Annotated in this window: 7 protein-coding genes and 1 pseudogene; 4 read left to right on the forward strand and 4 right to left on the reverse strand. The window is 72.3% G+C overall.

Annotated features, from left to right (window positions below):
* The 3 genes and pseudogenes from G3I41_RS11020 to G3I41_RS11030 form a co-directional block, all read left to right on the forward strand.
* Window positions 1–574, forward strand: a pseudogene (locus G3I41_RS11020) (hypothetical protein); the annotation flags it as partial.
* A 199-nt stretch (window positions 575–773) separates the two neighbouring features.
* Window positions 774–4,082, forward strand: coding sequence for a S8 family serine peptidase (locus tag G3I41_RS11025; RefSeq protein ID WP_203600714.1), 3,309 nt, complete (start codon window positions 774–776; stop codon window positions 4,080–4,082).
* Window positions 4,083–4,260: 178 nt separating this feature from the next.
* Window positions 4,261–5,289 carry an aspartate-semialdehyde dehydrogenase gene (locus G3I41_RS11030; RefSeq protein WP_164400024.1) on the forward strand — a complete coding sequence of 343 codons (1,029 nt, stop codon included), beginning with the start codon at window positions 4,261–4,263 and terminating at the stop codon, window positions 5,287–5,289.
* Between the two features lie 49 nt (window positions 5,290–5,338).
* Here the strand turns inward: G3I41_RS11030 and G3I41_RS11035 are convergent, their stop codons facing one another.
* Window positions 5,339–5,857, reverse strand: a complete 519-nt coding sequence (locus tag G3I41_RS11035) for a DUF1203 domain-containing protein (RefSeq protein ID WP_164400025.1) — start codon at window positions 5,855–5,857, stop codon at window positions 5,339–5,341.
* 114 nt (window positions 5,858–5,971) lie between these two features.
* On the opposite strand from G3I41_RS11035, the gene pepN reads away from it, so the two are divergent.
* Window positions 5,972–8,548 (forward strand): aminopeptidase N, encoded by a 2,577-nt coding sequence (pepN, locus tag G3I41_RS11040; protein ID WP_164400026.1) that lies wholly within the window; start codon window positions 5,972–5,974, stop codon window positions 8,546–8,548.
* A gap of 63 nt (window positions 8,549–8,611) precedes the next feature.
* Here the strand turns inward: pepN and G3I41_RS11045 are convergent, their stop codons facing one another.
* The 3 genes from G3I41_RS11045 to G3I41_RS11055 form a co-directional block, all read right to left on the reverse strand.
* Window positions 8,612–10,243, reverse strand: coding sequence for a fused response regulator/phosphatase (locus tag G3I41_RS11045; protein ID WP_164400027.1), 1,632 nt, complete (start codon window positions 10,241–10,243; stop codon window positions 8,612–8,614).
* Window positions 10,240–12,087, reverse strand: coding sequence for a hybrid sensor histidine kinase/response regulator (locus G3I41_RS37645; RefSeq protein ID WP_164400028.1), 1,848 nt, complete (start codon window positions 12,085–12,087; stop codon window positions 10,240–10,242). The genes G3I41_RS11045 and G3I41_RS37645 overlap by 4 nt, the downstream gene beginning before the upstream one ends.
* A partial coding sequence (locus tag G3I41_RS11055) for a SpoIIE family protein phosphatase (RefSeq protein ID WP_164400029.1) occupies window positions 12,084–12,620 on the reverse strand: 537 nt, incomplete at its 5' end. The genes G3I41_RS37645 and G3I41_RS11055, both read right to left, overlap by 4 nt.

Here is a 12,620-nt window from a genome sequence, read left to right on the forward strand (position 1 = left end):
GGCGGCCCCGGTGGCCCGGGCGCTGGCGGACGCGGTGGCCGGGCTCGGAGACGCGGTCACGGTGCGCCGGCTGCTGACCGAGGCGGTGCGCGGCGGCCACTGCGAGCCCGCGGTGCTGGTGGGCGAGCTCAACCGGGCCAAGGCGCTCGGCCGGCCCCAGGTGGTCGACGCGGTCGACTCGCTGCTCGCCGAGGGCCGGGCGATGGCCGAGGAGCGGCTGTACGGGATGGTGCGCGCCCACGGGCTCGACGAGCCGCTGTGGAACGTGGACCTGCGGCTGCCCGGCGGCCCGCACCTGGGCCGGGTGGACGCCTACTGGCCCGAGGAGGCGGTCGCGGTGGAGCTGGACACCAGGGCCCCGCGCCACAGCCGCCAGGACGAGAAGCACGAGGCCGAGTGGGCGGCGTACGCGGCGCGCCGCGAGCACCTGGAACGGCTCGGGGTCACCGTCGTCCACCTCACGCCGGAGAAGCTGCGGGACGCGCCCGGGCAGCAGGCGGCCGTGGTCCGGACAGCACTGATGGCGGCGGCGGACCGGGAGCCGGCGGCGTACGTGATGATCCTCCCCCGCTGAACGAGGGCCGACACCTTCGTATGGCCGGATTTACGTCACGTATCAGCCCGTTCGTCCCCGCTGACGCTTCCGCTCCAGTGGCGGGATCCCGCCATGTACTCAACAAGCCCCCCACAACTCTCCACAAACCCCTGTCATTTACGAAAGGGTGAGCGGTCATCCGGTACCGATTTCCGGACTCTCTCTTTCACATACAGGGATGCTGATGACCTCCGAATCCCCCGGTTCCATATCCGGAGCGAGACGAGCGGCCAGAGTGGCGGCCGCCGCCGGTCTGGTGGCCGCGCTGGCCGCCACCGGTGTCGCCCCCGTCTTCGCCGCCGACGACCCGGCCACCGCGCCCGTCAAGGCCGCCGGCACCGCCCCGGCGGACAAGCTGGGCACCGCCGACGCCGAGGTCCTGACCAAGGCCAAGGCCAAGGGCGAGAAGAACGTCACGATGATGGTCGCGACCGCCCCCGGCGCGACCGAGCAGGTCACCAAGCAGCTGGACGCCGTCAAGGGCTCCGTGCTGGGACGCGCCTACGACAAGCTCGGCTACGTACGGGCGACCGTGCCGACCGCGACCGCCGAGGCCACCATCAAGGCGGCGTCCAAGCTCAGCTCCGTCCACGGCATCGATCTCAAGCAGGAGATCGTGCTGGACGACCCGACCCCCGCCGCGGACCGGGCGACCGGCGCCAGGACCAAGGCGAAGGCCACCGGCAGCTACCCGGCCCCCGGGAAGAAGACGCCCGCGAAGAACCCCTACAACCCGTCCTTCGAGACGGGCGCGGTCGACTTCGTGAAGCAGCACCCGAAGGCGGACGGCCGCGGGATCACCATCGGCGTCCTGGACGCGGGCGTCGACATCGCGCACCCCGCGCTCCAGAAGACCACCACCGGTGAGCGCAAGATCACCGACTGGGTGACCGCCACCGACCCGGTGAGCGACGGCGACGGCACCTGGCTGCGGATGACGGACGCCGTCTCCGGCCCGGTGTTCACGTACAAGGGGCGTACGTACAACGCGCCCAAGGGCTCGTACCGGATCAGCCTGTTCGCCGAGGCCGCCACCAAGGGCGGCGACATGGCGGGCGACCTGAACCGCGACGGCGACACCACCGACACCTGGGCCGTGCTCTACGACCCGGTCAGCGGCGCCTCCCGGGTCGACCTGAACAACAACGGCGACTTCCGCGACGACACCGCCCTCAAGCCGTACAAGGAGAAGCACCAGGTCTCGTACTTCGGCAAGGACGACCCGCGCACCGAGGTCGCCGAGCGCATCCCGTTCGTGGTCGAGAACCGCGAGGACGTCGTCTACAACGCGGCCGGCGACACCGCCGACTACGTCTCCATCGGGGTCATCGAGTCCGAGCACGGGACGCACGTCGCCGGCATCACCGCCGCCAACGGCCTCTTCGGCGGCAAGATGAACGGTGCCGCGCCCGGCGCGAAGATCGTCTCCTCGCGCGCCTGCACCTGGTCCGGCGGCTGCACCAACATCGCGCTCACCGAGGGCATGATCGACCTCGTCGTGAACCGCGGCGTCGACGTCGTCAACATGTCGATCGGCGGCCTGCCGCCGCTGAACGACGGCAACAACGCCCGCGCCGAGCTCTACAAGCGGCTGGTCGACATCTACGGCGTCCAGCTGGTCATCTCGGCCGGCAACGACGGCCCCGGCGTCAACACCATCGGCGACCCCGGCCTCGCCGACCACGTCATCTCGGTCGGCGCGTCGGTCTCCAAGGAGACCTGGGCCGCCAACTACGGCTCGGCCGTGACCAAGAAGTACGACATGATGCCGTTCTCCTCGCGCGGTCCGCGTGAGGACGGCGGCTTCGCGCCGACCCTGACGGCGCCCGGCGCGTCGATCAACTCGACGCAGACCTGGCTGCCCGGTTCGCCGGTCAAGGAGGCGGGCTACTCCCTGCCGGCCGGCTACTCCATGCTCCAGGGCACGTCGATGGCCTCCCCGCAGGCCGCCGGCGCGACCGCCCTGCTGCTGTCCGCCGCGAAGCAGAAGCACATCGAGCTGCCCCCGGCCGACCTGCGCACCGCGCTGACCAGCACCGCGACCAAGATCAAGGACGTGCCCGCGCACGCCCAGGGCGCCGGTCTGATCAACATCGTGGACGCCTGGAAGCTGATCTCCGAGAAGGGCGCCCCGGCGCACGAGTACACGGTCAAGGCCCCCGTCGACACCGCGATCGACTTCGCGCTGAAGACCCCGGGCTTCGGCACCGGCCTGTACGACCGCGAGGGCGGCCTCAAGGCCGGCCAGAAGAAGACCTACGACGTCACGGTCACCCGCACCACGGGCCCGGACAAGAAGGTCGAGCACAAGCTCTCCTGGAAGTACGACGACGGCACCTTCTCGCTGGTCGGCCCCAAGAAGGTCGCGCTGCCGCTGGGCAAGCCGGTGACGGTCGAGGTCCAGGCGAAGCCGCGGACCGCGGGCGTGCACAGCGCGATCCTCCAGCTGGACGACAAGAAGACCGCCGGCACCGACCAGCAGATCCTGACGACGGTCGTCGTCTCCAAGGAGCTGGCGAAGCCGTCCTACGCGTTCAAGGCGTCCGGCTCGGTGCAGCGCAACGGCACCACGTCGTACTTCGTGACCGTGCCGGAGGGCGCCAGGACCCTTGAGGTCGCGATGAGCGCCCTTCGCTCGGGCAGCCAGACGCGCTTCATCTCCATCCACCCGTACGGGGTGCAGGTGGAGGACAGCGGTACGCCGTTCTGCTACCCGAACTACGAGAACCCGTCCAACACCTGCCGCCCGGACGCGCGCTCCTACGCGGACCCGCAGCCCGGTGTCTGGGAGATCGAGGTCGAGGCCCGGCGCACGTCGCCGCTGCTGGACAACCCGTACAAGCTGGACGTGGCGCTGCTCGGCGCGACCTTCGACCCGGCGGTGCGGACCATCGCCGAGGCGAAGATCGGCACCCCGGCCTCGGTCGACTGGACGGTGACCAACAACGCGGGTCCCCTGGAGGGCAAGCTCAAGGGCGGCTCGCTGGGCTCGGCCGACGTGGAGCGTCCGTCGATCTCCACCGGTGGCTCGTACACCAAGGAGGTCACCATCGGTGCGGGCGTCGAGAAGCTGGACGTCGCCATCGGCGGCACCAGCGACGCCAACGCCGACCTGGACCTGTACGTGTACAAGGGTGCCGCCGAGGTGGGCGCCTCCACCACGGCGGGCTCCGAGGAGTCCGCCAGCCTGGTGAAGCCGGCCGCCGGCACGTACACCGTCGTCATCGAGGGCTACGACGTCCCGGCCGGAACCACCGAGTACGACTACCGCGACGTGTACTACTCCGCGTCGCTCGGCACGATCTCCGTGGACGAGTCGAAGACCGTGAACCTGGCCGCCGGCGCGTCGGCCACGGTCGGCGCGCAGGTGAAGGTGGCCGGCGCGGCCCCCGAGGGCCGGCAGTTCTTCGGCGAGGTCAGCCTCGTGAACGCCCGGGGCACCGCGGCGGGCACCGGCAGCGTCGTGATCGAGAAGGTCACGCCGTAACCACACGGTGCTGAACATGTGATCCGTACGGCAGTGGGGCGGGTGCTCACCGGGCACCCGCCCCACTGTGCCGCGCGCCACTCGTCCGCAGGTCGGACAATGGATTGGACAAGGCGGGCGTGGACATACGCATCATGGACCGGCAACCGTGCCCGTTCGTACGTCTGAGGGAGTTCCCGTGAAGGTCGGAATCGTCGGCGCCACCGGTCAGGTAGGCACAGTCATGCGCACCATCCTGGCCGAGCGGAAGTTCCCGGCCGACGAGCTGCGGCTGTTCGCCTCCGCGCGCTCGGCGGGCTCCGTCATCGAGTGGCAGGGACGCGAGATCACCGTCGAGGACGCCTCCACGGCCGACTACACGGGCCTCGACATCGTGCTGTTCTCGGCCGGCGGCTCCACCTCGAAGGCGCTCGCCGAGAAGGTCGCCTCGCAGGGCGCCGTCGTGATCGACAACTCCTCCGCCTGGCGCCGGGACCCCGAGGTCCCGCTGGTCGTCTCCGAGGTCAACCCGCACGCGATCGCGGACCGCCCCAAGGGCATCATCGCCAACCCGAACTGCACCACGATGGCCGCCATGCCCGTGCTGCGCCCGCTGCACCGGGAGGCGGGGCTCGAAGCGCTGACCGTCGCCACGTACCAGGCGGTCTCCGGGTCCGGTCTCGCCGGTGTCGCCGAGCTGCACGGCCAGGCGTCGAAGGTCGTCGCCGACGCGGACAAGCTCACGCACGACGGCTCGGCCGTGGACTTCCCGGAGCCCGCCGTCTACAAGCGCCCCATCGCCTTCAACGTGCTGCCGCTGGCCGGCTCGATCGTGGACGACGGCTCCTTCGAGACGGACGAGGAGCAGAAGCTCCGCAACGAGTCCCGCAAGATCCTGGAGATCCCGGAGCTGAAGGTCTCCGGCACCTGCGTCCGCGTCCCGGTCTTCTCCGGCCACTCCCTCCAGGTCAACGCCCGCTTCGCCCGCCCGGTCTCCGTGGAGCGCGCGTACGAGCTGCTGAAGGACGCGCCGGGCGTCGAGCTGTCCGAGATCCCGACGCCGCTCCAGGCCGCGGGCCAGGACGCGTCCTACGTGGGCCGCATCCGCAACGACGAGACCGTCGAGAACGGTCTCGCGCTGTTCGTCTCCAACGACAACCTGCGCAAGGGCGCGGCGCTGAACGCGGTCCAGATCGCGGAGCTCGTCGCGGCCGAGCTCGCCGGCTGACGCCGGGGCGTCGCGGGGGTCCGGGGCGCCGCCCCCGGACCCCCGCTCCTCAGTCGCCGGAGGGGTCCGACGCGCGCCTCACCTCGAAGTGCCAGCAGCCGTACTCCACCGCGCGTACGTGCACCAGCGCCACCGCCGGGTCCGCGAACGCCTCCGTGAGCGCTTCGTCGTAGCCGCGCTCCTCGTCCTCGGGGATCTCCAGGAGCCGGCCGCCCGCGATGCGGCCCTCCGCGTCGTAACGGCGCACGGTGCGCAGCGCGCCCGCGCGGGAGAAGGGGTAGCCCGTCCGGCCGGGCTCCGGCCCGTCGCACGCGTCGGCGTGGATGAAGACCGGGCCCTGCTCGTCGTACGCCCCCGGCCGGGCCCAGGTCGTCGCGGCCCAGCGGCGCAGCGGGGCGTAGGAGACCAGGGCGATGCGCTCCCCCGGTTCGCTGCCGCGCAGGCAGCACCGCAGCGGGGCCCCGCCCTCGGTGGCGGTGTACGGGACGCAGGGCCGCCCGGCGTCGTCGGTCTCCCGGAGCTCCTTCAGCGCGTCCTGTTCGATGGCGCGTGCCTCGTAGGTGGTCATGGTTCCGAGCGTGCCGCGCCAGGACGTCCCGGTCCGGCGGAAAACGGACATCGCCCTGGGTACGGGTCCCGTGGAAGGATGGCGGAAAACATCACAGAGCAAGGAGATGACCGCGTGCCTGGCACGAATCTGACCCGCGAAGAGGCACAGGAGCGGGCGCGCCTGCTGACCGTGGACGCGTACGAGATCGATCTCGACCTCTCCGGGGCGCAGGAGGGCGGGACCTACCGGTCCGTCACCCTCGTGCGCTTCGACTCCGCCGAAGCCGGCGCGGAGACCTTCATCGACCTCGTCGCCCCCGCGGTGCACGAGGTCGAGCTGAACGGCACGCCGCTGGACGTCGCGGCGGTCTTCCGCGACTCGCGCATCACGCTGCCGCACCTCCAGGCCGGGACCAACGAGCTGAAGGTCGTCGCGGACTGCGCGTACACCAACACCGGTGAGGGCCTGCACCGCTTCGTCGACCCGGTCGACCAGCAGGCGTACCTGTACACCCAGTTCGAGGTGCCGGACGCGCGCCGCGTCTTCGCGAGCTTCGAGCAGCCCGACCTGAAGGCCACCTTCCGGTTCACCGTGAAGGCCCCGTCGGGCTGGACCGTGATCTCGAACTCGCCGACGCCGGAGCCGAAGGACGACGTCTGGTCGTTCGAGCCGACGCCGCGCATCTCCTCGTACATCACCGCGCTGATCGTCGGTCCGTACCACTCGGTGCACAGCAGCTACGAGAAGGACGGCCGGACCGTCCCGCTGGGCATCTACTGCCGGCCCTCGCTCGCCGAGTACCTGGACGCGGACGCGATCTTCGACGTGACCCGGATGGGCTTCGACTGGTTCCAGGAGAAGTTCGACTACGACTACCCGTTCGCCAAGTACGACCAGCTCTTCGTGCCGGAGTTCAACGCGGGCGCGATGGAGAACGCGGGCGCGGTCACCATCCGCGACCAGTACGTCTTCCGGTCCAAGGTGACGGACGCGGCGTACGAGACGCGCGCCGAGACCATCCTGCACGAGCTGGCCCACATGTGGTTCGGCGACCTCGTCACGATGGAGTGGTGGAACGACCTCTGGCTGAACGAGTCGTTCGCCACGTACACCTCGATCGCCTGCCTGGCGGACGCCGAGGGCTCGGGGTGGCCGCACGCCTGGACCACGTTCGCCAACTCCATGAAGACGTGGGCCTACCGGCAGGACCAGCTGCCCTCGACCCACCCGATCATGGCCGACATCCGCGACCTGGACGACGTCCTGGTCAACTTCGACGGCATCACGTACGCCAAGGGCGCCTCGGTCCTGAAGCAGCTGGTGGCGTACGTCGGCATGGACGAGTTCTTCAAGGGTGTCCAGGCCTACTTCAAGGCGCACGCCTTCGGCAACACGCGGCTGACCGACCTGCTGGGCGCGCTGGAGGAGACCTCCGGCCGCGACCTGAAGACCTGGTCGAAGGCGTGGCTGGAGACGGCCGGGATCAACATCCTGCGCCCGGAGATCGAGACCGACGGCAACGGGCACGTCACCTCGTTCACCGTGCTCCAGGAGGCGCCCGCGCTGCCCGCCGGCGCGAAGGGCGAGCCGACGCTGCGCCCGCACCGGATCGCCATCGGCTGCTACGACCTCGACGAGGCCGGCAAGCTGGTACGCACGGACCGGATCGAGCTGGACGTCGACGGCGAGCGCACCACCGTGCCGTTCCCGGCCGGCACCGCGCGCCCGGCCGTCATCCTGCTCAACGACGACGACCTGTCGTACGCGAAGGTCCGCCTGGACGAGGAGTCGCTGCGGGTCGTCACCGAGCACCTGGGCGACTTCACCGAGTCGCTGCCGCGCGCCCTGTGCTGGGCGTCCGCCTGGGACATGACCCGCGACGGCGAGCTGGCCACCCGCGACTACCTCTCCCTCGTCCTGTCGGGGATCGGCAAGGAGTCGGACATCGGTGTCGTGCAGTCGCTGCACCGCCAGGTCAAGACGGCGATCGACCTGTACGCGGCGCCGGAGTGGCGTGAGGCGGGCCTGACGCAGTGGACCGACGCGACGCTCGCGCACCTGCGCGCGGCGGAGCCGGGCAGCGACCACCAGCTGGCCTGGGCGCGCGCCTTCGCGGCCACCGCCCGCACCCCCCAGCAGCTGGACCTGCTGCGCTCACTGCTCGACGGCGCCGAGGCGGTCGAGGGCCTGACGGTGGACACCGAGCTGCGCTGGGCGTTCGTCCAGCGGCTCGCCGCCACCGGGCTCATCGACGAGGAGGAGATCGACGCCGAGTACGCGCGGGACCGGACGGCGGCGGGCGAGCGCCACGCGGCCTCCGCCAGGGCGGCGCGGCCCAGCGAGGAGGCGAAGGCCGAGGCGTGGGCGTCGGTCGTGGAGTCCGACAAGCTGCCGAACTCCCTCCAGGAGGCGGTCATCGCCGGTTTCGTGCAGACGGACCAGCGCGAGCTGCTGGCCCCGTACACGGAGAAGTTCTTCGCCTCGGTGAAGGGCGTCTGGGACTCGCGGAGCCACGAGATGGCCCAGCAGATCGCGATCGGCCTGTACCCGGCGCTCCAGGTCTCGCAGGAGACCCTGGACGCCACGGACGCCTGGCTGGCCTCGGCCGGGCCGGGCGCGGGTCTGCGCCGGCTGATCTCGGAGTCCCGCTCGGGCGTGGAGCGCGCGCTGCGGGCCCGCACGGCGGACGCGGCGGCCGCGACCGCCTGACCGGACAGGTCCTGAGGGGGCGCCCCGCGACGGGGCGCCCCCTTCGCGCTGTCGGCGGCCGGTTCAGCCGAGGCGGGCGGCGAGCAGCGCGATGTCGTCGGTCTTGCCCTTGCCGAAGGTCTCCAGCAGCCGGTCGCAGAGCTCCTCGATGCCGGCCGGGCTCCGGGAAAGGGTCTCCCCCAGCTGCCGCATGCTCTCGTCGAGGTTTTCGCCGGGCACCTCGACCAGGCCGTCGGTGAGGAGCAGCAGCGTCGAGCCCTCCGGCACGTCGTGGCTGACGGGCGGCGGGTGCGGGAGGTTGAGCCCCAGGAGGGGCCCGTGCTCGGTCAGGTAGCGGGTGGCGCCGTCCGGGTGCCGCAGCAGGGGCGGGATGTGCCCGGCGTTGGCCACCTGGACGCGGCGCGCGCCCGGTTCGACGAGGACGAGGCAGACGGTGACCGTCATCGACGGGCGCAGACGCACCAGCAGCGCGTCGAGGTTCTTCAGCAGGGACTGCGGGTCGTGGCCCTCGATGGCGTACGCGCGCAGGGCGTGCCGCACCTCACCCATGATCATGGCGGCCTTGAGCGAGTGACCCGCCACGTCCCCGATGGCGAGCAGCAGGCCGTCCGGGGTCCTGATGGCCTCGTAGAAGTCGCCGCCGATCTCGGCGTCGGCGGCGGCCGGTTCGTAGCGCACGGCCATGCCGACACCGGGCACCTCGGGCAGCCGGTCGGGCAGGAAGGAGCGCTGCAGGGTGAGGACGAGCGCGTGCTCCTCGCTGCGGGTGCGCAGGGCTTCGAGGGCCAGCGCGCAGGCCTGGGCCAGCTGCGAGAGGAGTTCGCGCTCGTCCGCGCCGGTGAGGGCGTCGGCGGGGACGGCGAACGCGACGGGCGGCCGGCCGCGTTTCGTGCGGGCGAGGGTGAGGGCGACGTCGCCGGGGAACACGTCCGCGCGGCCGTCGTCCTGGCAGGCGAGCGCCCGCCACTCGTCGCCCGGCAGGACCACGGTCTCCGTGCCGGTCCGGTCGCCGAGGGCCCGCTCCGCCAGGAGGTCCAGCAGCCGCTCCTCCGGCTGGGCCGTGCCGGTCCGGGCGCCGCTGCGGCCCGGCACGGCGGCCAGGTGCAGGAGGCGGTTGTCGGGGCTGAGGCCGATGGCGACGGCGGGTGACTCCATCAGCGTCGCGGCCCCGGCTGCCGCGGCCGAGGTGAACGTCTCCCCGTCCTTCGCCGCGTAGACGGCCAGGGTGCTGCTGTTGAGGGCGGCCACGCGGGTGGCGAGGCGCTCGGCGCGGCGGCGGGCGCGGGCGTAGCGCAGCGCCGCGGTGACCGTGGCCAGCAACTCGTCCGGGGCGATCGGTTCGGTGAGGTAGGCGTCGGCGCCGCGGTGGAGGCCCTGCGTGCGGTCGCTCAGCTCGATGGCGGTCGCCGAGACGTGGATGACGGGCAGCGAGGCGGTGCGCGGGTCGGCCTTGATCCGCTCGCACACCTCGAAGCCGCTCATGTCGGGGAGCTTGACGTCCACGACGGCGAGTTCGGGCAGCGCGCCGTCGGGGGCGGCGGCGAGCAGCGTCAGCCCCTCCGTGCCGTCGGCGGCCTCCACCACGGTGTGGCCCGCCCGGCGCAGCCAGCTGCCGACGATGTAGCGGTTGGTCTCGTTGTCGTCCAGCACGAGCACCGTCGCGGCGGCGCTGTCCCGGTGCTGTTGCACCGTCATGCGGGGCCCTCCTTCCGGCTCGCGGGCCCGGCGTCGCCGGCCCCCGACAGGGCGGCGGCCAGCTCGGGGAGGTTCAGCGCCGCCTTGTCCAGGACCGTCCGCGCGTGGACGAGCCGGTCCCGGTCCAGGTCGCCGGCCGGCGTCGAGGTGAGGACGACGACGGGGACGGCGGCCAGGGCAGGGTCGGCGGCGAGTTCGGCCAGCACGGCGTAGCCGTCGAGGTCGGGCAGGTGCAGGTCGAGGAGGACGGCGTCCGGGCGTTCGCGGCGTACGGTAGCGCTCGCCTGCCCGCCCTCGGCCACCTCGACCACGCGCCCGGCGAGCTGGTCGAGCAGCGGCCGGATCGAGGCGCGGAAGGCGTCGTCGTCGTCCACGGTGACCAGGACGGCCACCACGGGCGCGGCCGGCTCGTCCGAGGCGGACGCGGCGGACGGCTCGTCCGAGGCGGACGAGGCGGACGAGGCGGACGCGGCGGACGCGGCGGACGCGGCGGCGGACCGGCCGTCGGCGGGCAGGGTCACGGTGACCACCGTGCCGGAACCGGGCTCGCTGCTCAGTTCGAGGCTGCCGCCGAGGAGCTCCGTGAGCCGGCGCGCGTAGGGCAGGCCGAGACCGGTGCCGCTGCGGCCGCGCTGGTGGAGGCCGCGCACCTGGTAGAACTCCTCGAAGATCTGCTGCTGCTCCTCCTCCGCGATGCCGATTCCGGTGTCCGAGACGGTGAAGACGACCTGGTCGCGCCCGTCCGCGCGGTCCGCCGCCACGTCGAGGCGCACGGTCCCCGAGGGCGTGAACTTCAGGGCGTTGGACAGCAGGTTGCGCAGGACGCGGATGAGCATGACCTCGTCGCTGACGATGCTCAGCCCGGACTCGGCCACGATCAGTTCGGCGGCGCCCGGGGACTCGTATCCGCGCAGGGTGCCGCGCAGCTGGCCGAGGGCGGCGCGCAGGTCCACAGGCGCCCAGTGGGGTTCCAGGCGGCCGGATTCGGCCTTCGCGACGTCGAGGAGTTCGTCGACCAGGGCGAGCAGAGTGGCGCCCGACGCGGAGATGAGGCCGATCTGCCGGCGCTGCTCCTCGTCCAGACCCTCACCGTCGAGTTCGAGGAGCAGGCGGGCCAGGCCGACGACCGAGTTGACCGGGGTGCGCAGCTCGTGGCTGACGTTCGCCCAGAACCGGGTCTTGGCCTCGCTGGCCTCGCGCAGCAGGCGGGACTTCTCCTCCAGCTCCGCGTAGAGGGCCACGACGCCGCGGTTGGTCTCCTCCAGCTCCTCGGACAGCTCGGAGTAGAGGGCCACCACGCCCCGGTTGGTCTCCTCCAGCTCCTGGTTCAGGCGGCGCAGTTCCTCCCGCTGTGCCCGGGACTCGACGAGCGCGGCTATCAGGTCGCTGGTCTGGGCCCGGTTGTCGTCCGGCACCCCGGCCTCCGTGTGGGCCAGGACGGCTTCGAGCGCCTGCTCGACCGCCTCGGCCGTCCGGCCGTCCGAGGTGAGCGGCTGCTCGACGGTCACCGCGTGCTCGGACGGCGAGTAGTGCACGGCCACGAGGCGGGACGCGGCCTGGACGGCCTCGCAGCCGAGGTCCCGCTCCTCCGTCCAGTCGATACCGACGAGCAGCAGCGGCAGCGGGCGGCGGGTCACCCCGAAGGCGACGGTCAGGCCGTCGGAGCCCAGCAGGTCCCGGCCCAGCTCGCTCAGCGCGGTGGCGAGCCTGATCTGGTCCTGCTTCTCCACCCCGAGCGCCTCGGCGGCCGACTTGCCGCTCCGGCGCAGCAGGAAGACGTCCTGCTCCGTGGTGATGGGGAAGGAGACGAGCGGGGCGGCGCCGAGCGCCGTGAAGCTGCTCACCAGGATCCTTTCGCGACCACGACGCCGGCGTCGTCCCGGCGCACGCCCGCCTCGCGCAGCAGTTGGGCGGCGGCGACGAGCGGGCTCCGTTCGAGGAATCCGGGCATCGCCTCCGCCCGCCAGCGTTCGGTGAGGCCGTCGGAGTGCATGATCACCGCGCTGTTCCCGGGCAGTTGCTGTCGCACGGTCCGCAGGGTCGGAAGCTGGTGGCCCACGATGCCGGGCGCCGACGGCAGGGAGCGGCGGGTTCCGGTCGCCGGGTCCACCACATAGGTGCTCACGTTGCCGACGCCGCAGAAGGCCAGGGTGCCGGCGTCCGGTTCGAGGCGGACGACGGCGACGGCGCCGCCCCGGCCGCCGCGCAGGGCCTTGTGGATCTCCCCGATGATCGCGTCGGGCTGCTCGGCGCGGGTGTCGCGGAACGCGCTCACCGCCGCCTGGGCCGCGCGCCCGGCGAGGGGCCCGTGGCCCAGGCCGTCGCAGAGGAGCACCAGCAGGGCGTCGGGGCCGCCCTGCCCGGCCGCGCCCCGGTC

Origin of the sequence: Streptomyces sp. SID9727, from assembly GCF_010550605.1 — a bacterium.
Taxonomy (GTDB): Bacteria; Actinomycetota; Actinomycetes; order Streptomycetales; family Streptomycetaceae; genus Streptomyces.

What these genes read in the sequence shown, in the direction of transcription:
- G3I41_RS11035 (WP_164400025.1), bottom strand. Translation starts at nt 5,857, where the DNA reads ATGACCACCTACGAGGCACGCGCCATCGAACAGGACGCGCTGAAGGAG.
- G3I41_RS11045 (WP_164400027.1), bottom strand. Translation starts at nt 10,243, where the DNA reads ATGACGGTGCAACAGCACCGGGACAGCGCCGCCGCGACGGTGCTCGTG.
- G3I41_RS11025 (WP_203600714.1), top strand. Translation starts at nt 774, where the DNA reads ATGCTGATGACCTCCGAATCCCCCGGTTCCATATCCGGAGCGAGACGA.